This is a genomic window from Bacillus taeanensis (assembly GCF_003318295.1).
In the GTDB taxonomy this organism is placed as follows: domain Bacteria; phylum Bacillota; class Bacilli; order Bacillales; family UBA6769; genus Maribacillus; species Maribacillus taeanensis.
In genome coordinates this window covers 15230-35707 of sequence record NZ_QOCW01000037.1, presented here as the reverse complement: position 1 = coordinate 35707, position 20478 = coordinate 15230, and the positions used below count along the sequence as shown (strand labels likewise).

Below are 20478 nucleotides of genomic sequence, written 5' to 3'. Positions count from 1 at the left end.
TATATAAATTACTATAATAACAGACGTATTAAGCAAAAATTGGCCGGCATGAGTCCAGTTCAATACCGTATCCATACCTGCCAATTAGCTGCATAATATAAAACTCTAACTTTCGGGGGTCACATCATTTCCTGTCCCTCTGGCTTATTATAATCTTGGTAAACTACTGCATATAATCTATTAATTTCAAATTAGTGAAATCTTTTTTTCAAACACGCAACATTGCAGTATTGAGCGATAGAAAATGATAGATAGAAGGTGAGAAAATGGAAGCAATTGTCTTGGCAGCTGGGTATTCGAGCCGAGCGAATGCGTTTAAAATGACTTTACCTCTCGGGCAGATGACCGTGTTGGAGCAGACGATTTCTAAATTTGAAGGATTGTGCAGCAGAGTGATTGTCGTAGCCGGATTTCAAGCAGAAATGATCGAAGAGGAAGCTGCAAAAATCAGTCGTAAAAGTGTTTATTCATTTCAATTAAAGGTTGTTTATAATGAAAACTTTGACGAGGGCATGTTTCGTTCGATTCAAGAGGGCTGCAGTGAAATAAAGGATTCAAGCTTTTTTATCACACCCGGAGATTGTCCGCTTGTGAAAAAAGAAACGGTTCAGCTTATCGCAAAACACGAAGAAAACGTCGTGATTCCGAGCTTTCACTATAAAGGCGGTCATCCGATTAAATTATCAAGTGAAGTGAAGCAGACAATTCTTGAAACCGACCCGGAAAGTAATTTACGTGAGGTGTTAAACAGATACGAAAAAACATACATAACTGTAGACGATCCGGGCGTATTAATGGATGTGGATACGCCGGACGATTACGAAAAAGCGATTAAATATGATAAAGTTTAACTAACAGGGGAGCAAACGAGAAGAAGTCCGAGGTTAGCAGCAAGGAATGTTGAATCTTATATGGAAATCCACCCTTTGACAGCGGCGAAATATCGCATTTAAGACCAGTCATTAGTAAAAGTTGAATCAAGACGTGGAAGTATTACGGTTCGAAGTAAATGGTCAACGACGATTCGTCAAGATACTGTATTCGTGCCATTTCATTGGGGAGACTCGGAAAATGTGAATCGTTTAGTCTCAGATAACTTAGATCCGACATGCAAAATGCCTAGTTTGAAAGTGAGCGCTGTAAAAGTGAGTCCTGTTACTGATTTATCTTTAAATTAAGGTAGATGGAAGCCCTTTTTGCTGATCATTGCCTTCTATATTAAAGATTATTTTTGTGAAAACACAAGAGTGGACTTCTTAAGAGGATGTATAATTTTATTAACATGTAAATGAGTGGTTTGCTGTCGAATTAAAATAAAATAATAGAGCTCGAACAAGATAGGGAATTCCAAATTGTACTGGAATTCCCTAAACGTATATGTGGTTTTATATATTCGAAAGCTCATAAAGTTGGTCAAAAAAACTTTGTACCGTTATCTTTGAAATCTGATCATCCTTTTATGAAGTGGATGGTCAAAAAAACGTGTAATTGGATGGTCACTTTTTTTGTATGTTGTTTATTATAGAGATAAAAGTCAAGTATGTTCTTCATAGTTAACTTTAGCCTGCAAAAATAGATTGAGTGAGGTTAGAAGGTAAGTTTGAGTGTAAAACAAAGTAATTAAAAGAAAATAATACAATAATATGAATACTCCCACCACTTAATTTTCTGAGGAAGTTGTTTTGCGATTACTTGTTTCTGAAAGTAAACGAATGGGAGCAATGATTATAGAGTTATCCCGCTACTATAAGAAATACATCTAGAAAGTGACCAGCAATTAAACTATTTTAAAAGAAAAGATGTTCTAATTCTTTATAATAAAAATCCTTTTGGAAAGGGGGGATTAGAGTTGATGAAACTTGCATTTGTTCTAGTTACTATAATCTGTGTAGGGGCACTTCTTGGTACAATAGCGGTCGCAAAAACAGTGGACACTAACTACGGTAAATCCACTAAGAAAAACCTTAGTAGGTTATCCGTCATTTATGTATTTCTTATCTTATTCTTACTTATTGGAGTTGGTTGGTTTGCGTTTGCAAATTTATAGTTTTTTATATAATCGCAAAATATAGACAGACGATAAGGGTGAAGATAAGATGGAATGGAAGCCGGATCGTACAGATAAAAAGCCTATTTATAAACAAATTGTAGAGTATATTGAGCAGGGAATTTCGTCTGGAGAATTTTCTCCGGATAGCTCTTTACCATCTGAACGTACATTGGCAAAAGAGTTAGATGTCAACCGTAGTACAGTTGTAGCAGCATATGAAGAATTACAATCAATTGGATTAGTGGAGAGGAAGAAAGGAAGCGGCACGCGTATCAGTACAGATATATGGGGGATATCCCATAAACGAATACCGAATTGGGGTCGGTATGTAGAAGATGGTTCTTTCCTCCCTAACCTTCCTTTAGTGCAGCGAATTCGTACGGAAACGCAAAAAAATCACTTAATCAATCTGGCAAGCGGCGAATTGGCTCCAGATTTATTTCCAACTGATCAGTTTCATACAATTCTCTCGAAGCATCCATTTAATGGCCATCTAGGCTATGGTCACCCGCAAGGAAATGAGGTCTTAAGGGAAACCATCTCCAATCATGTAAAAGAGTATAAAAATATCGACATTAGTCCAGAGTCTATTCTTATTACATCTGGTGCGCAGCAAGCCCTTCATCTTATTGTTCAATGTTTACTTAAACCGGGAGATGCTGTGGCCATTGAGGATCCATCTTATTGTTTTTCTCTTCCTATCTTTCAGTCTGCAGGATTAAGAACATTCCTGCTGCCTGTAGATGAACACGGCGTAAATCCAGATGATATCATATCTTTACACAAGAAACACCGAATTCGAATGCTCTTTTTGAATCCAGATCATCAAAATCCTACAGGAACGAAACTTCATATTAACCGTCGTAAACGAATCTTAGAATTGTCATCAGAATTTGGCATTCCAATTATAGAGGACGACCCTTATAGTTTAACCTCTTTCAATGGAGAAATAGGCCCAAACCTAAAATCAATGGACTATAACGGCAATGTTTTATATATTAGTTCGTTATCAAAAATTGCAGCGTCAGGATTACGAATTGGATGGATTATTGGGCCTCAAAAGGTTATTGAACGCTTAGCAGATGCTAAACAGCAGGTAGATTTTGGGCATAGTGTTTTTCCTCAGTGGGTAGCAAATGAATTTTTAGGTTCCGTGCATTTTAATGAACATATTTTGATGCTTCGAAAACGGCTCAAAGAGCGAAGAGATGAAATGATTTCAGCGTTAAATGAATTTCTAGGTAGCCAAGTGGAGTTTTTTGTTCCAGAAGGTGGAATTCATATGTGGTGTAAATTAAATGCTCCCATTGATGACTATCATTTGCTCGAGAAATCGATGGAAAAAGGAGTAGCCTTCGTTCCGGGAAGTGTTTTAGCTTCAAAAAAAGGATATGTGCGCTTTACTTTCGGTAGGGGCGAGACTCACTTAATTCGAGAAGGTATTTCAAGATTTGCGGATGCATTAAAAAGTATTCAATCCGATCAACAGATATAAGGCATGTATTAAATATTTTTTTATAAAAATCTGCATAAATAGACTTACTAAGAAGCGATTCATGATCTTTTCATGAATCGTTTTTTGTTTTTAGACAATCAACAGTGTTTCCGACCTTATTTTTGTTTTACGGTGCTAACTGGATGGTGGAAATATCCCCGTATTGGATGGTTTCTTTTGTTTTATTTTTATTATCATAATAAGAAAGACAATACGTTATCAACGAGATGTATACTGATTTTGGTTGAAAGGAGTTTTTTTAACATGGTAAATCGAACTTTAAAAGCGTCAGAAGGGTCTCCAAGTGATGTCGAGCGAATTAAAAAAGAAAGTAATTATTTACGCGGTACGTTGGTGGAATCCATGCTAGAGCCAATTAGTGCCGGGATTTCCGAGGATGATAATCGGCTGATGAAATTTCACGGCAGCTATTTACAGGATGATCGTGATCTTCGCAATGAACGCCAAAAACAAAAACTGGAACCTGCATACCAGTTTATGGTACGTGTCCGCAGACCAGGTGGTATCGCAACACCGAATCAATGGCTTGTTTTAGATGACCTTGCCCGAAAGTACGGAAATGGTACTTTAAAATTATCGACACGCCAAGCGTTTCAAATGCATGGAATTGTCAAATGGAATATGAAAAAAACGATGCAGGAAATCAATGCTGTTCTTATGGATACGATTGCGGCGTGCGGCGATGTTAACCGAAATGTGATGTGTAACCCCAATCCATATCACTCTGAAATTCACGGCGAAGTGTATGAATGGGCAAAAGTATTGAGCGATCGATTATTGCCGCGTACAAGAGCATACCATGAAATTTGGCTGGATGAAGAAAGGATAGCCGGTACTGCCGATATAGAAGAAATTGAACCAATGTACGGACCGCTTTATTTGCCGCGAAAATTTAAGATCGGTATTGCGGTTCCGCCATCGAATGATATTGATGTCTTTTCTCAGGACATTGGTTTTATTGCAATCACTGAAAAAGACAAGCTTGTTGGATTTAATGTGGCAATTGGCGGTGGAATGGGAATGACACATGGTAATAGAGAAACCTATCCCCAGATTGCAAAGGTCATTGGTTTCTGTACACCAGATCGCATCTATGATGTGGCGGAAAAGATTATTACCATTCAACGTGACTATGGCAATCGCTCCAAGCGCAGCAATGCTCGTTTCAAGTACACCGTAGACCGACTCGGGCTCGACACAGTTAAAGCTGAACTGGAAAGCAGACTTGGCTGGAGTCTTGAGGAAGAAAAAACGTACCATTTTGATCATAATGGGGATCGTTACGGCTGGATAGAAGGCGTTCAAGGAACATGGCATTTTACACTGTTCGTTGAAGGAGGGCGTATCAAGGATTATGATGATTACAAGCTGATGACCGGCTTGCGTGAAATTGCTAAAGTCCATACTGGTGATTTCCGTCTAACTCCTAATCAGAACTTGGTCATTGCTAATGTTTCAAGCGAGAAAAAGAAAGAGATTAACAAATTGATTGAACAATATGCTTTGACAGATGGCAAACGCTGCTCGGCACTTCGCCGCAGTTCGATCGCATGTGTTGCTTTTCCAACATGCGGTTTGGCAATGGCAGAAGCAGAACGTTATTTGCCTGTTTTGATTGATAAAATTGAGACAATTATCGATGAGGTTGGTCTAAGAAATGAAGAAATTACAATCCGAATGACTGGCTGCCCAAATGGTTGTGCCCGCCATGCGCTTGGAGAAATTGGCCTTATCGGAAAATCGCCGGGCAAATACAATATGTATCTAGGTGCAGCATTTGATGGAAGCCGCTTAAGCAAATTATATCGTGAGAATATTGGCGAAGAAGAAATTTTAAACGAATTGCGTGTACTCCTTCCTCGCTATGCGAAGGAGCGGAACGCAGGCGAACATTTCGGTGACTTCGTTATTCGCGCCGAAATCGTTAAAGCAACGACAGACGGAACCAACTTTCATGATTAAGATAAGTTCGAGACAGGAGTGATTAATAAAGCTAGCAATAACGCTAATTATAGGAGTTTTATCTCTAATTGCTACGCTTATGTTAGATGGGGAAATTGACAAAAAATACAATCATTCTGCTAAGAAAAATGTTACGAGTTTAACACTAATCTATGTAAGTGCAATTGTTGGACCCCTTATCGCGTTAGTATCATATATGCATCATAGCAATATTGTTCAATAACTTTTCTAGCATGAAATCAAGTCAGGATAAATGGAGATGATTCGTATGACGTGGGATATTATTATCATAACTATAGTAATAAGTTTAATAAAAATATTAGTAACCTGCCTTCCAACTGGTGCAGTTGAATGGCTCCTAAATAAGTTTAGTACACATACTAGGTTAGAACCTGGAGATGTTATCATTACTAAAAATGAGAAACCGTTAGCAGATAATGAAAAGATACAGGTCATTAACGATTTTAATAAGGCGACTTTTTTTGAAAAGCACTGCATTTATCCTGGTAATGAGGAAAGCTTTTTAAATCCAGAGTGCAAAGAAGCCCCCTTTGTAATTAAAACAAAAAACGGTAAGAAGGATGTTATTTTATTTGTTTACACTTATAACGATCATGTTTATGTAGCTAAACAATATCCAAAGAAAGTAATTGCATATAGTTTATTATCTGACAACCTACAACACCATGCTAACGTTATTGAGAACTAATTAGTTGTTGATAAAGGCTGGACTGTTAACACTAATTAAACTAGCATCGAATGATTCAAAAGGCAATAGAAGCTGTCCCGAACAATCTGCTAGGAATCAACGGCTAACCTGATGATAATACTGCGAACTTAAAGGAAGGATGAGTTTAGAATGACCAATCAACAATCGAACGTACGAGTAGCTGTTGTCCAGGCAGCTTCTGTTATTATGGAACGGGATAAAAGTACGGAAAAAGCGATTTCGTTAACGATGCAGGCTGCAGAAAAAGGAGCTAATATTGTTGTGTTTCCTGAAGCTTTTATTCCTGCATATCCAAGAGGTCTTTCTTTTGGAACAAGTGTTGGCAGCCGTTCTCCCGAGGGACGAAAGGATTGGCTTCGTTATTGGGAAAATGCTGTCTCTGTACCAAGCAAAACGACTGAACTATTAAGGGAAGCAGCTCGTAAGGCTGGAGTCTATCTCATTATTGGTGTTATTGAAAGGGATAATGAGTTTAGTAGAGGAACTCTTTACTGCTCTGTTTTATTTTTTGGTCCAGACGGTACTTTACTTGGAAAACATCGTAAATTAAAGCCGACTGGTTCAGAACGATTAATTTGGGGAGAAGGGGATGGTAGCACACTTCCTGTTTTTGATACACCGTATGGCAAAATAGGGGCACTCATCTGCTGGGAAAATTACATGCCGCTGGCAAGAGCAGCAATGTATGCGAAAGGCGTTCAAATTTATATAGCTCCTACCGCAGACTCAAGAGAATTATGGCAATCTACTATTCGTCATATCGCTGCAGAAGGAAGATGTTTTGTTCTATCTTGCAATCAGTATGTAACAAAGGATATGTACCCAACTGATCTAGAATGCTATCAAGAACTTGCTTCTTCTCCTCATGAAATGTGTACGGGAGGAAGTGCCATCGTCGAACCGCTAGGTGAATATATTAAAGAACCTGTCTTTGGCCAAGAAGATATTCTTATAGCTGATCTTGATTTACGTCATATTGCTTACAGTCAATTTGATTTTGATGTAGTAGGTCACTATTCAAGACCAGACGTCTTTCACCTAATAGTAAACGAGGAGAAACGAGAGAGTGTAAATTGGTTAAAGTAAATGGGTCTAAAGTAGGTTACTAATATGACATGGGTATTGTATTTTCTCCACAGTATAGGAACTATTTATTCTCGATAGTCTTTCGTTTTATTAACGCAGCTTGATTCGATTACTTTTCTAGGTCGAATCAAGCTGCATTTTTATTTTATTATTCTGTTAAGAAATATACCATAATTATGTAAAGGTTTCTGAAATAAAAATATAATTAAATATAACGAACTACTTAACTAAAAATTGATCATAAAATACCATTTTCATTTATAAACTTGAAGGAAGAGGAATTATCAATAGTATATCCCTTATAAAAACGAGTCGAAGGGTGTTGTTGCCATGAGTCTTAAAGACATAAGCACCTCAGTTCCTAAAAAGGATCATAAAGGTAAAGTATCGGGTCAGCTTCCTTATATTAGTGATGTGAAAGTGGGAAATATGGTCTATGGTGTGCTGTACCGTTCGCCGATTGCATATGGGAAAATCAAATCAATACTATTACCCCACCTTCCAAAAGGCTATGAAGCGGTTGGCGCAGAACATATCCCGGGACCCAATTATGTAAAAATCATTCAAGAAGATCAGCCCATTTTTGCGAATGAGTGGGTTAATTATATTGGTGAGCCAATTCTCATGCTTACTGGAAAAGACCTTAATATTTTGTACAAGTTGTTAGATGAAGTGAAAGTTGAATTTGAAGAACATCAGGCGATTTATACATTAGAAGAAGCGATCAAACAACGATCAGAAGCGACAGATTTGGCAAGCTATGAATTTGGAGAAAGCTTGGAAACTATTGCAGCGATCGAACAGGGAGCTCATCAAATCGTTGAAGAAGAATATGATACAGGTTATCAGGAGCATGTTTACCTTGAGCCGCAGGGAATGCTCGGTATTTATAAGGAGAATGAAATCATCGTCCAAGGATCGATGCAGTGTCTTTATTATATAAAAAATGCCTTACTAAGCGCATTAGCGTGCGGTGACGATGAAGTTCGCGTTGTCCAAAGCCCGACCGGCGGAGGTTTTGGCGGCAAAGAAGATTATCCTTCGATGATGGCTTGTCACGTAGCTGTTGCGGCAAAAGCCGTTAAAAAATCGGTGATGCTCGTGTTCGACCGTTCTGAGGATATGCTCGTGACGACGAAAAGGCATCCAGCCAAACTTAAATATCGAACGGCGCTTGACAAGGAAGGCAATATTTTAAGTATGTGTGTCAACATTTTCTTAGACGGCGGAGCGAATACGGGATTGAGTGCTGTCGTCTTGCAACGCGCCTTAATAAACAGTGCCGGTGTTTATAAGATCCCCCATTTTCATGCAAAAGGTTATGTTTTAAAAACGAATACCGTTCCAAACGGTGCTTTCAGAGGCTTCGGTGCGCCGCAAAGCTTTGCCGGAATTGAAAGTCATATCGGTCATCTTAGTAAACTAGCAAACATTGAACCGCTTCAATTTAAACGAAAATACCTCGTCAAACAAGGCGACCCCACGATCACAAAAGGCGAATTCCGCGATCCAATTTTAATGGAAGACATGATTGAAGACTTGCTCAACACGTCAGACTACAAAAAGAAAAAAGCAGACTTTCAGCGTCTCAACCAACAAAATATGCGCTATAAAAAAGGAATCGGAACGTCGCTGTTTCTCCACGGCTGCGGCTTTACTGGGAGCGGTGAACGAGATCATATTAAAGCAGAGGTCAAGCTTTTTAAGTCAGCGGACGACCAGGTTTCACTTAAAATCTCAAATTCTGACATGGGACAAGGTATTTTAACGACGCTTTCCAAAATTGTTGCGAAAGAACTGGATCTTCCGTACGAAGCGGTTTTGTATCCGTATCCTGATACGAAAGAAGTTCCTGACTCTGGTCCGACTGTCGCCTCTCGTACGACGATGATTGTCGGTAAACTGCTTGAACGGGCCGCGAAAAAATTGAAAACACAGTGGCAAACAGGAGTGGAACAGGAAGTGGTCGAACATTATGTGCACCGTGAAATGATTCCTTGGGACGAGAAAACCTTCACCGGCGATGCTTATCCGGCTTATTCATGGGGCGTGAATATCGTCGAAGTTGAAGTGGATGCGTTCACAGGCAATATAAAGCTGGAAAACGTCTACGCCAATTATGAAGTTGGCAAAGTGATCGATGAACGGATTATGAAAGGTCAAATTGACGGTGGATTGGCGCAAGGGTTAGCGTACGGTTATTTGGAAAAGATGACGTCAAAGCAGGGGAAAATCCAGCAAAAAAGCATCTCGGATTATGGCCCGCCAACGTCACTGGACATTGTAACAATCGAAAGCAAGATCTTTGATAACCCTTATGCAGATGGGCCATACGGGGCAAAGGGTGCAGGTGAATTAACGTTAATCGGAGGTGCCCCGGCAGTTCAAGCGGCAATCGAGGATGCCCTAAACACTTCTTTTTCGCAAATTCCAGTGACACCGGAAGTAATTATTGAAACTCTTTGGTTGAAAGAAGGTGAAGGAGTTTGATTGAATTTACACTAAACGGAAAAAAAGTGAAAACGGACGCTTCTCCTGCAGCAAGATTACTAGATTTATTACGAGAAGAGTTTGAATTAATCGGAACGAAGGAAGGCTGCGGGGAAGGCGAGTGCGGAGCGTGCAGTGTGTTTGTGAATAACCTTCTGCAAAACAGCTGCTTGATTCCGATTGGTTCACTGGCCGGTGCTGATGTTAGAACGATCGAAGGAATTCTTGAAACCGAACAATTTAAAATTTTAGATGAAAGCTACTCGACTGCCGGGGGCGTGCAGTGCGGCTACTGCATTCCGGGGATGATTATGGCAAGTGCCGCGTTGTTATCGAAAAACCCTCACCCAACAGAAACTGAAATTCGGGAAGGCATTTCCGGAAATCTGTGCCGCTGTACCGGCTACAACATGATTGTTGATGCGGTTAATTTAGCAGCGAAAAAAGGGGACGGCTTATGGCAGAAAAAATAACCGCATATCGCTTCGATTCGTTAGACGAAACACTAAAGAGGATGAATAAAGAAAACTGTGCCATCATCGCCGGCGGCACTGATGTGATGGTGCTTCATAAAAATCGCAGAGGCGTCCCCCCGAACATTCCGAAACCGATTGTTTTTATTGATCATCTTTCTGAATTAAAAAAAGTCTATCAAAATCAGCAAGACCTCCACATCGGAGCCTGCTGTACGTATAGTGAATTACTTGAACATCCGCTTATTCCTGCTGCCTTAAAGAAAGCGATGAAAGAAATTGCGGCCCCGGCAATCAGAAATCGGGGAACGTTAGGCGGTAATATTTGCAACGCCTCTCCAGCCGGTGACACACTTCCATTATTATATGTATACAATGCTAAGCTTCGGCTTCGTTCTGTCAATGGTGACCGGACGCTTCCGATTAGTGATTTTATTCAAGGACCGCGGCGGGTCCAGCGCTTTGACAATGAAATCGTAACGGAGATTATTTTACCGTCTGTATTGGAAAAAGATTCTCATGTTGTTTTTGAGAAAGTCGGCAACCGCAATGCCGATGCGATTGCCAAAGTAACGTTTGCGGGTTTGATCCGGATCAGCAAAGACCAAATTGATGACATTCGCTTTTCCTTCGGGACGGTTGGACCGACGATGGTTCGTTCGGTTGATATTGAAAAGAAGCTGATTGGAAAAACGATCCCATTAGCCGATGCAGACATAGGTAAGGTTGTGAAAGAATTCGATAATCTCATTAAACCAATTGACGATCAGCGCTCTACTGCCGCTTACAGAAAAATCGTTGCCTTAAATCTTTTACGTTATTTTCTCAGCTTAAAGCAATCTCAAACGAATTGATTTTTTCAAAAAAGGGGGGAGAGTTATGCAGCTGATGGAAAAAGTGGCGATGCTGACCCGTCAAAATGAAACGTTTGCTTTAGCAATGATTATCGAATCAAAAGGTTCTACTCCGAGGCATGTTGGCAAAATGATTGTATACCGTGATGGGTCGATTGAAGGAACTGTCGGAGGAGGACTCGCTGAATATTATGTAATCGAAGAAAGTGTTAAAGCGATCCGAAACGGTCAATCGAAAATCGTTGAATATAAATTGAATAAACATGCCAAAGACGGCATTTCTATGAACTGCGGCGGTACGATACGAGTTTTTATTGAAGTGTATACAAACAGACCTGAACTCGTACTCGTTGGAGCCGGTCATTTAGGCTATGCGATGGCAAAGCTCGCTGATTTCCTTGACTATCCTTACTGCATTGTCGATGATCGGGTTGATTATTGTACTAGGGAACGCTTTCCGAATGCGGCAAACCTGTTTGTAAATGAGAATATTGGCAAGGCATTACATGAAGCCAATTTAAATGAAAATTCCTATGTGCCGATTTTTACAAAAGATTGCGATGATATTGCCTTAAAAACGGCTCTCCAATATCCGTGTGCCTATATTGGAATGGTCGCTAGTAAACGCAAAATCATCAACATCTTTGAAAAATTAAAACGGGAAGGCATCACCCAAGAACAGTTAGACCAAGTTCATTCTCCAATCGGCTTGGAAATCGGCTCGGAAACGTCTGAAGAAATCGCCATCAGCATTATCGGCGAAATTATCAAAGTAAGCAGGGAAAAAAAGCCTATTAAAGTGAAACAATTAAATAAGTAGAATTAAAGGTAGACGCCTTTACATATAAAAGGCGTCTACCTTTTTTAGTTGGGAAATAGGGACAGGACTTTCCAAAAATAATACTTGGAGAAAGATGCCTGTCCCCGTGGCTTTGAATTATTTTCTGAGCGTCTGATTTTTTGAATCCAAAACATTAGCCGTTAAAAATGGATATAGTTTAAAATCTGTAACTGGAGTAATCTTTTAAAAAAGGTCGCTATTTGTTAATGCCGTAGTAGACTTATACTGTGCAGTATATCATTGACTTTGTAAAAGAAAGAAAGCTAAAGAAGTCATCAGAAACTTAACAGAAATTAGCAAGTTGATATTTATGTTTCCTCGATCAATGAGGAAGTTTTTTTAATTATATATTTTGTAAAAACAATTCATAACTCATATGTGAAAGCTACCCATCATATAATAGGTCAAAAATGTGATGGAGAGGTTTTTTATGTGGAATAGCAAGTATTTAAAAAGTATTATATCTGCATTTCTACCACCTTTTGCTGAAATTATTGAATTAGAGACACCTCTAAAAGAACCAGCAGTAAGAACAGCAGATTTAGATGGAGATAGCATATTAGAGGTTATAGGAGCTTTTTATTGGCATGGGGAGAACTATATCATCGTTTTAAAATGTTATTATGGGACTTGGCAAGTCGTCAATATTATTAAAGGAAAAGGATATAATATAACCTATTTTGGAACTGCACCAGTCACTGGTAAATACAAAAATAACCTAGTAGTAGGATGGCAAGTTGCATCCATCTGGTCAGATCTTAGCGTTTATGAATGGACAGGTAGTGGCCTTAAGGATTTAATTACTGGGAATAAATATTACAGCATGATAGAAGTAAGAGATATCGAGAAAGAAGATGGGCTATATGAATTAGCTTTATGGATTCATGATACAGGTAACGCTTATCGAGTAGAAATATTCAGGTGGTCAGGAGATAAATTCATATTGGCATTTGATGTTTATCCTCATTATTTCAAAAAAGTGGAAAGGTATTATAAAAAGATTTTAAAAGAAAAGAACTCCACCACTTATTGGTATTATTTAGCGGATGCACAAATGAAAATAGGAAATACCGAAGAAGCACTTAAGTCTATTGATAAGGCTTTATCCTTTGAATATCCATATCCATCTAAAGAGGAACTTATGAAATTAAGAGAGGAGCTTATGAAGTTAAGAAATCAACTATGTAAGTATGAGTCTTTCGTGAATAAAGATGAGATAGGTTTATCCTCTATTAAATACATTTGCTCCGAAACACAAAGAGATATCAAACTTGAAAAGGCTTTGATTAAAGAATTTCAATTAGATAAGTATCAAGAAAGGGCAAGATATTACTATAATAAGGTAGATCTTGATGAAGATGGTAAACCTGAAATATTCGCTTATCTGGTAGGATCTTATTTATGTGGCACCGGTGGATGTAGTGCAGCTATTTTTAAAGAAAAAAATGAAAACTATCATTTGCTGGCAAGATTTAGTATTGTTAATAATCCTGTCATTATTAGTGATAGCAAAACAAGAGGATATAAAGATATCGTTATGAATGTTTATGGAGGAGGTATCGTACCCTTCTTTGCACGGCTTAAATATGATGGTACAACATACCCAAGTAATCCATCCATTCAACCGAAAGTAGAACCTGGTACGAAACTAGATGGTGTAGCAATTGTTGCAGATGATATTGGTGTAAGTCCTGGTATTGCACTGAACATCTTTAATAATTAAAAATTTATTTTTAGTAGAGTAATATCTTATAGTGGCTGCTACACAGTACAACGAAATTATGCAATAGCTCTATACAGTAATTATAAGAAAAATAATTAATTTCTCAAAATATGTTGAGATTGTGAGGAGTATAAATTAATAGTTATTATAATCAACATACAGACAGGGATATACAGACAGGGATGTGAATCCTAACTGACCAACGGGGACAGCTCCACTGGTCTAATAGTTGAACCAATCTGCCTGTCCCCTGGCTTTCGGTAAAGAAATATATATATGATTTACTGCTGAGACAAGCATAAATAAGTGGTATTATACTAATATGGGGAGGGCTATACGAATGGATACGATAATTTTTGACGTTGATGATACACTATATGATCAAGCGCAATCTTTTCATAGAACTGTGAGGAAGCTGTTTCAAGAGCCATTTACAGACGAAGAAATTGATCAATTATATAAAGCGAGTCGTAAGTATAGTGAGATTTTATTTGATCAAAGTGAAGCGGGTGAAATCTCACAATTTGAATGGCAGACCGGACGAATTATTGCTGCCTGTAAGGACTTTAACATTCCTATCGATACGGAAAAAGCGGTTATTTTTCATGAAACGTATGCTGCTGAACAAAACAACATTACATTGTTTCCGGAAGTAGAAGAGCTGCTAAATACACTTTACAAAGAAGGAAAACAGCTTGGGATTCTTACAAATGGTGAGGAAAAACATCAAGCAATGAAAATTAAGCAGCTTGGCCTTAGTCGCTGGATTCCAGCAGAAAAAACTTTTATTTCTGGAACGATTGGCCATGCAAAGCCAAAAAGAGAAGTCTTTGATTTTATTGAAGAGAAAATGGACCTTGATCAAACCAAAACAGTTTATATCGGAGATAATTTTGAAAAAGATATTATCGGAGCAAAACAAGCAGGCTGGCAGGCGATTTGGATGAATCATCGCAAGAAAGATTTACCAGAGGATGCTATCTATAAACCAGATAAAGAAGTACATAATGCCAAAGAGCTATTAGATTTTATTTGTAAAAAAGCTTAGGCCGTAATGCTAGGAATCAGTGATTTCATTAAACGTGTTATAATACAAGAAACAAAAACGGAGTAATTATAACGGAGTGATTATAATGGAAGACACTTTGAAGCAAATACTTGGTGAACTTCAAAAAATGAATCAACGACTTGATCGTTTAGAGGAAGGGCAAGAAAGACTTCAAACAGGACAAGATTAATTGAAAGATAACCTTATCAGCGGATTTGGCCCATACTTTGAACAAATTGAGAAACACATCGATGCAAAAACTTTTGAACTAAAAGATACATTAGAGGACCAACAACGGTTATTGATACTTTAGCAGCTTGTTCGATTAAGCATGAAAGTGAAATAAAAGACTTTAAACGCATATTGAAAAACCAGTAAGGAGCGGTTAATGCTCCTTCTTTCTTTTTATTGTGGAAACTTTTTTATTAGAAACTTCGTATTTAAAGATAAGGGATATTTAAATAATTTACTGAAACAGAAAGCGGAGGAAAACCAAATTGTTTTTAGAAGTGGATATTAAAGAAGCAGGCTATTCTCCTGATTCACCCGTTTTACAAGATACTAAATTTTCGATTCATTCAGGGGAACTTGTAGGCTTGATTGGTCCGAATGGGGCAGGGAAAAGTTCAACAATCAAATCAATACTCGGGATTTTAAGCGATGTAAAGGGAAAGATCACTGTAAGTGAATATGCGTACATACCGAAAAGACCGATTTTTTATGAGGGATTAACATTGTGGGAACATATCGATTTTCTTTTCTCTACTTTACATGTTGATGAGAAACAATTTAATGAAAAAGCGAATGAGCTGCTGAAACTCTTTCACTTATCTTCTGTAATTCATCATTATCCAACGAGTTTTTCAAAAGGAATGCAGCAAAAAGTGATGTTAATTCTTGCTTTTTTGAAACAGCCGGATTTATACATCATCGATGAACCGTTTATGGGACTGGACCCAAAAGCGATGAATAAGCTATTACAAATGATAAAAAAAGAAAAGGAAAAAGGTGCGGGTATATTAATGTGCACCCATGTACTTGATACTGCTGAAAAAATTTGTGATCGATTTGTGCTTGTTTCAAACGGCAAATTGATTATCGAAGGAACACTTGACGATATTCGCAAAGAAAGTGGCTTAAAACAAGGTTCGCTTTTAGATTGTTTTGATGTTCTCACAGAGAGTGAAAACGATGACTAGTAAGAAGCTGTTTTTTAAACGAGTAACAGAAGAATATAAGTTCCAATGGGGAGTAATACGTTCTGTTTTCGATTGGTCGATTCTTGTCTATTTAGTTATCCCAACCATTATTATGGTGCCATTTTTATATCAAGACGCCTGGCAGTTTATCCACTTTTATTGGAATGAGAATATTCCTTTTTCAATTCTATTATTTGCAGTGCTGCTGCTTGCCTTAAGAGGAAATTTTAGAACGTACCTTATGGAAGCTGATTTACTTTTTCTCATCCAAAGAAAAACAGTGATTCAACAGTTAAAGCAGTATAATTTTCTATTATCAGCACTGCAGTTAGCGGTAGGTTTAGCTGTGATCATGATTGGGATACTGCCGGTTTTAATACTAGTTTACAATTTTTCGCCACTAGATGTGCTGTACCTATATCTAGCAGTGAGCGGTTTTCGCTTTTTGACATTAACGATAAAGAAGATTGTTACCAGCAGCCTAATGAAATGGCTCTTCCTTTCGTTGACGTTTAGTTTGGTCTTTGTTTTGATTGTATTTACAGAGCCTTTCCTATACGGAATGGGCAGTCTAATATGTATACTTTTTATTGTGATTTATCATTTAACGAAAGAAACGAAAACGAATCGTTGGTTTTCAAAGGAAATAGAAATTGAGGAAGCGGAACGAAGCAAATATATTAAACTTATTTTGAACTTTTCAATGGAAGTAGAAAAAGAATCAAGCGCAAGTACCCAACATAAAAAACCACTTCTTTACTTTCCGAAATCAAAACGAATGTATAAAAGACGAAATAAAAAGAACGGATTATTGGAGCTTTTATTCAAAGCTTTTTTTCGCAATAAAAAACATGTTACGATGTACTGTCAGCTTCTACTTATTACAAGCTCAGCAATCATCGTATTGCCAATTTGGCTAAAATGGATTTTGTTTGTCATTTTTAGTTTCTTTATGCATTCCTGGCTGCGGGCCTTGTACCATAAAATGCTTGCAGATCCTTTTTTAAACGTGATTCCTTATGAGAAAGAATTGTCAAAACCAGTATGGGATCGCTTTAAAAGATTGCTTTATGTTCCGCCTGTTGTATTAGCGGGTGTGTTGACTTTATTACTTACGATCCTTTCAATGTGATTTAGCTGGTAAAATGCATATAAAGGGTGGATTTCTATGAAAATTAAGAGGGGAAAATTTATGATGATGGTCATTATCATTTTTTTATTTTTTGTAATAGCTATTGTTTCAAACTATCACTCACTGGAAAACGCGAAAAGTGCTTGTGTGGAGAATTATAAGACATCTAACGTTGAACAAGGTTTTCTAGCAATGAATTGGAATGTTACTTGTGAATGATACATTCAAAAACATAACAAGAATTTACATTTCCTTGTTGTATCCATTTGATTTAGAAAAAAGAATGATCCAATCCTTCTTCGCAATTCTTTTTGGTTTATTTAATTTAGCATCTTGCTGGGAGATGCTTTTTATTTTGTTGAAAAAGCTTCATTACTACACAATAGAGGAGTTTCGATCAAAAACTCTAGAACCAACAGGGGATTTTTTCTTTGCTTGGTTTTTCCATGTGCTCCTTTGGCTTTTAACAGTGTCCAGTTTCAGCACCTATCCCCTCGGGTCAAATAACCTTACGCTGTAAAGGGAAAAAGCGCTTTTTCGTTGTAAAAACATTTGCTTATCGGAGGTGATGAGGGCGCTTCAGTTTTTCTTAGAAAATACCTTTTGGAAATTAGTCGCGATTTTTACCAAAAATGAATATATAGAGTAAAAGCCTAACAGGAGTAGATATCATTGGACAAACAAACTAGCCGCTTTAGATGGGTTGTATTTGCTTCGGTATTATTTACGTATCTATTAATTTCGAGCCAGCGAACCGCTCCGGGATTGATTACAAACCAAATAATGCTCGACTTTAATGTTACCGCAACAACGATTGGACTGCTGACAAGTATTCAGTTTTTTGTGTACACCGGTTTGCAAATTCCAATGGGGATGATGGCTGATCGATTTGGACCAAATTTCTTTCTCATTGTTGGGGCACTCCTTACCGGCATCGGTACAATGATTTACAGCCTCGGTACCCATGAATTTGTCTTATTTTTTGCGAGAATTTTAACAGGAACAGGAGATGCGACAATTTGGGTGAATATGGTGTTAATTTTAGGTCAATGGTTTAATGCGAAGGAATTTCCAAAGTTAATTGGTATCACCGCCATGACAGGAAGTTTTGGTTTTCTTTTGGCAACCGTTCCTTTTTCTTTAGTAATCGATTTATTTGGTTGGCGGATCTCATTTTTTTCAGCGGGACTGCTCATCTGTTTATGCGGCATTCTTCTTTATTTTGTTCTCTTAAAAAAGCCAAAACAACCGTTATTCTTTAAAAGAGAAAAACCGCGGGAAAACACAGTGGCTTTACTGCGAAGAATTTTTTCAAGCTGCCAAGCATGGGCATTATTTTGCACTCACTTTGGAATTGTTGGAACGTATGTTGGATTTATTAGCTCGTGGGGAGTGCCCTATGGGATGAATTTGTATAACATGACCCGTTCAGATGCGAGTCAGCTGTTGATGATTGGTCTAATCGGTGCCCTAATTGGTGCACCTCTGTCTGGCTGGATTTCGAGTCGGCTGCAGGCTATTAAAAAGCCGTATGTTGTTGTGCATTTCATTCTTTTAGTAAGTTGGTCTATTTTTCTTTTATTTCAGGGAAATCCACCGTTTTTCTTAGTTGTTATGCTTTTCTTTATTATCGGCCTTGCATATGGAGCCAATGCCTTAACGTTTGCTGCTGTGCGGCAATCTTTTCCTTTAAAAGAAGCCGGTATAGTTTCCGGATTTGCGAATACTGGGGGCTTTCTAAGTGCCGTCCTGCTGCCGAGTATTTTTGGAAAAGTATTGGATCATTTTCAAGCTGTTTCGGGCAGTATAAGTGATGGTTATTATTATGGTTTCATCACTCCGGTTATTTTCTCGATGATTGGCTTAGTTGGAGTGGGGCTTTTAAAGGAAAACCGTCAGCTGGAGAAAAGTAAAACCAATATGACTTTTATTATAAATCGTGACGATAAATAACTGTGCTCTACCGGTATCATATTTGAAGAAGGAAGTATGGCTATTATTATTGAGGTAAAGGTTCAGAGGATTCACCAGGTGATGAATTCTAGGAGAAGATCACGAATGGCTTATGTGGCATGGTGAAAAGAAGTTAAGTTTTAATCATGTTTTTTCTTTTATTAAATGGAGTTATATTGGAATCAATAACGATATAATATCGGCAATTATTAATAAAATTTTTTTGTGAAATAAAAAACACCCAGCCCTAGCCAAAAGGTGGCGGGGAAAGGTGTTTTTTCCTTGAGTGTTACCAGCCCTGGCCAAAAGGTGGCGGGGAAAGCAACACTCAACGATACTATTTGTTATTATAAAGATAATATACATTACTATTTATGTCAATAGGTGCAAAAGGTGAGGAGATTATCATGTTTTTAATTTTTTTCGATGAGTCAGGTAAATTGGATGATGACAGTACATATTCATATTATGGCGCATTTGGTGCTAGTCAAAGTACTTTAAAACAAATTGAGAATGATGTTAAACAGGTTTATCAGAGTTTAAATACAAAAAGTGAAATGCACTTTTCGAAGTTAAAAGATGATAAATATATGAATAAATATTTTCATTCTTTATCAAAAGTACTCACTTATGATGATATTTATATCAACATTTTTATTGTAAATAATAATGAAGCAAAGTTATCTGCAGAGAAACTAAGAATTAGTATATCTGAACTTCGGAGCTTATTATATGTGAAAATTCCAGAAAGACTTTATTACGGAATGACAAGAAGATTACAAGATATTTCTAGCATTAACATTTATGTTGATGAGAATGAAGAGTATGCTCCTTTATATGAAAAAATTCAAGATCAAATGAATGCACATGCAGTTTATAGAAAAAAAGGCTATAAAATTGAAGGTGTAGAGCCATTAGATTCAGAAACATCAATTCCTCTTCAAGTTATTGATGTTTTTCTGGGAATGGTCGGTTTTCTTATAGAAGAAAATTATTTCCCTCAAACCCGAAAATTAAAACCAGGTGTCAGTAAACAAATTCAAAGTGAGTTAATTTATAGACTTCTTACGGAAAACGATTATCTTAAGAAATTACAAGAAAAAGTTACCCTTTATAAGTGGGAAGGCGATAATGAAGAACTTGATAAACTACCTTTTAGTAATTTTATTTCTCGATTTTTAGTATATAAAACACAGTTTGATATTCAAGAGATGAATAGGCTGCAAAAAATATTATTAGAAAATGAAAATATAGAAGACACTAAGCAGCTGCGAAAGCTTTTAGGGTATGGAAACAGTCAAGTACGGACTTTCTTAGGCTATAAAAATGAAATTGAAGGACGAGGTAGAAACTATAAGTTTATTTAATTACGATGATGTATTCACATTGACGGGGGAGCTAGAAGATATTCAATCAGAAGC

Annotated in this window: 17 protein-coding genes and 1 pseudogene; all 18 read left to right on the top strand. The window is 37.5% G+C overall.

The window, feature by feature from the left end:
* Positions 1-3 precede the first annotated feature (3 nt).
* The 18 genes and pseudogenes from DS031_RS22250 to DS031_RS22160 all read left to right on the top strand — a co-directional run bounded on the left by DS031_RS22250 (position 4) and on the right by DS031_RS22160 (position 20424).
* Entirely contained in the window at positions 4-96 is a 93-nt protein-coding gene (locus DS031_RS22250) for an IS3 family transposase (protein ID WP_425451997.1), read from the top strand.
* A 170-nt stretch (positions 97-266) separates the two neighbouring features.
* A complete protein-coding gene (locus tag DS031_RS22245; RefSeq protein WP_113808363.1) occupies positions 267-851 on the top strand; it encodes a nucleotidyltransferase family protein in 585 nt (194 codons plus the stop codon).
* A pseudogene (locus DS031_RS22240) lies at positions 852-1178 on the top strand (molybdopterin dinucleotide binding domain-containing protein); the annotation flags it as partial. It abuts the gene before it with no gap.
* Between the two features lie 674 nt (positions 1179-1852).
* Positions 1853-2047 (top strand): hypothetical protein, encoded by a 195-nt coding sequence (locus tag DS031_RS24360; protein WP_113808365.1) that lies wholly within the window; start codon positions 1853-1855, stop codon positions 2045-2047.
* Positions 2048-2096: 49 nt separating this feature from the next.
* Positions 2097-3545 carry a MocR-like pyridoxine biosynthesis transcription factor PdxR gene (gene pdxR / locus DS031_RS22230; protein WP_113808362.1) on the top strand — a complete coding sequence of 483 codons (1449 nt, stop codon included), beginning with the start codon at positions 2097-2099 and terminating at the stop codon, positions 3543-3545.
* Positions 3546-3809: 264 nt separating this feature from the next.
* Positions 3810-5528, top strand: a complete 1719-nt coding sequence (gene cysI / locus DS031_RS22225) for an assimilatory sulfite reductase (NADPH) hemoprotein subunit (protein ID WP_113808361.1) — start codon at positions 3810-3812, stop codon at positions 5526-5528.
* 268 nt (positions 5529-5796) lie between these two features.
* Complete coding sequence (locus DS031_RS22220; RefSeq protein WP_113808360.1) at positions 5797-6237, top strand: YfmQ family protein; 441 nt, start codon at positions 5797-5799, stop codon at positions 6235-6237.
* A gap of 150 nt (positions 6238-6387) precedes the next feature.
* Positions 6388-7344, top strand: coding sequence for a carbon-nitrogen hydrolase family protein (locus tag DS031_RS22215; RefSeq protein WP_113808359.1), 957 nt, complete (start codon positions 6388-6390; stop codon positions 7342-7344).
* 330 nt (positions 7345-7674) lie between these two features.
* The gene (locus DS031_RS22210) at positions 7675-9834 is read left to right on the top strand and encodes a xanthine dehydrogenase family protein molybdopterin-binding subunit (protein WP_113808358.1); all 2160 of its coding nucleotides are present in this window, start codon (positions 7675-7677) and stop codon (positions 9832-9834) included.
* Entirely contained in the window at positions 9831-10307 is a 477-nt protein-coding gene (locus tag DS031_RS22205) for a (2Fe-2S)-binding protein (RefSeq protein ID WP_113808357.1), read from the top strand. Before DS031_RS22210 ends, DS031_RS22205 begins: the two co-directional genes overlap by 4 nt.
* Positions 10292-11161, top strand: coding sequence for an FAD binding domain-containing protein (locus DS031_RS22200; RefSeq protein ID WP_113808356.1), 870 nt, complete (start codon positions 10292-10294; stop codon positions 11159-11161). Before DS031_RS22205 ends, DS031_RS22200 begins: the two co-directional genes overlap by 16 nt.
* Positions 11162-11186: 25 nt before the next feature.
* Entirely contained in the window at positions 11187-11981 is a 795-nt protein-coding gene (locus DS031_RS22195) for an XdhC family protein (protein ID WP_113808355.1), read from the top strand.
* 451 nt (positions 11982-12432) lie between these two features.
* A complete protein-coding gene (locus DS031_RS22190) occupies positions 12433-13725 on the top strand; it encodes a tetratricopeptide repeat protein (RefSeq protein ID WP_113808354.1) in 1293 nt (430 codons plus the stop codon).
* A 340-nt stretch (positions 13726-14065) separates the two neighbouring features.
* Complete coding sequence (locus tag DS031_RS22185; protein WP_113808353.1) at positions 14066-14773, top strand: HAD family hydrolase; 708 nt, start codon at positions 14066-14068, stop codon at positions 14771-14773.
* A gap of 497 nt (positions 14774-15270) precedes the next feature.
* The gene (locus tag DS031_RS22180; protein WP_113808352.1) at positions 15271-15972 is read left to right on the top strand and encodes an ABC transporter ATP-binding protein; all 702 of its coding nucleotides are present in this window, start codon (positions 15271-15273) and stop codon (positions 15970-15972) included.
* Positions 15965-17104 carry an ABC transporter permease gene (locus tag DS031_RS22175; RefSeq protein WP_181833291.1) on the top strand — a complete coding sequence of 380 codons (1140 nt, stop codon included), beginning with the start codon at positions 15965-15967 and terminating at the stop codon, positions 17102-17104. The genes DS031_RS22180 and DS031_RS22175 overlap by 8 nt, the downstream gene beginning before the upstream one ends.
* A 672-nt stretch (positions 17105-17776) precedes the next feature.
* Positions 17777-19057 (top strand): MFS transporter, encoded by a 1281-nt coding sequence (locus DS031_RS22165; protein ID WP_113808349.1) that lies wholly within the window; start codon positions 17777-17779, stop codon positions 19055-19057.
* Positions 19058-19464: 407 nt separating this feature from the next.
* Complete coding sequence (locus DS031_RS22160; protein ID WP_181833290.1) at positions 19465-20424, top strand: DUF3800 domain-containing protein; 960 nt, start codon at positions 19465-19467, stop codon at positions 20422-20424.
* Positions 20425-20478: the final 54 nt, after the last annotated feature.

Coding starts and splice junctions, on each gene's coding strand:
- DS031_RS22245 (WP_113808363.1), top strand. CDS start 267: ATGGAAGCAATTGTCTTGGCAGCTGGGTATTCGAGCCGAGCGAATGCG.
- DS031_RS24360 (WP_113808365.1), top strand. CDS start 1,853: ATGAAACTTGCATTTGTTCTAGTTACTATAATCTGTGTAGGGGCACTT.
- pdxR (WP_113808362.1), top strand. CDS start 2,097: ATGGAATGGAAGCCGGATCGTACAGATAAAAAGCCTATTTATAAACAA.
- cysI (WP_113808361.1), top strand. CDS start 3,810: ATGGTAAATCGAACTTTAAAAGCGTCAGAAGGGTCTCCAAGTGATGTC.
- DS031_RS22220 (WP_113808360.1), top strand. CDS start 5,797: ATGACGTGGGATATTATTATCATAACTATAGTAATAAGTTTAATAAAA.
- DS031_RS22215 (WP_113808359.1), top strand. CDS start 6,388: ATGACCAATCAACAATCGAACGTACGAGTAGCTGTTGTCCAGGCAGCT.
- DS031_RS22210 (WP_113808358.1), top strand. CDS start 7,675: ATGAGTCTTAAAGACATAAGCACCTCAGTTCCTAAAAAGGATCATAAA.
- DS031_RS22200 (WP_113808356.1), top strand. CDS start 10,292: ATGGCAGAAAAAATAACCGCATATCGCTTCGATTCGTTAGACGAAACA.
- DS031_RS22195 (WP_113808355.1), top strand. CDS start 11,187: ATGCAGCTGATGGAAAAAGTGGCGATGCTGACCCGTCAAAATGAAACG.
- DS031_RS22190 (WP_113808354.1), top strand. CDS start 12,433: ATGTGGAATAGCAAGTATTTAAAAAGTATTATATCTGCATTTCTACCA.
- DS031_RS22185 (WP_113808353.1), top strand. CDS start 14,066: ATGGATACGATAATTTTTGACGTTGATGATACACTATATGATCAAGCG.
- DS031_RS22175 (WP_181833291.1), top strand. CDS start 15,965: ATGACTAGTAAGAAGCTGTTTTTTAAACGAGTAACAGAAGAATATAAG.
- DS031_RS22160 (WP_181833290.1), top strand. CDS start 19,465: ATGTTTTTAATTTTTTTCGATGAGTCAGGTAAATTGGATGATGACAGT.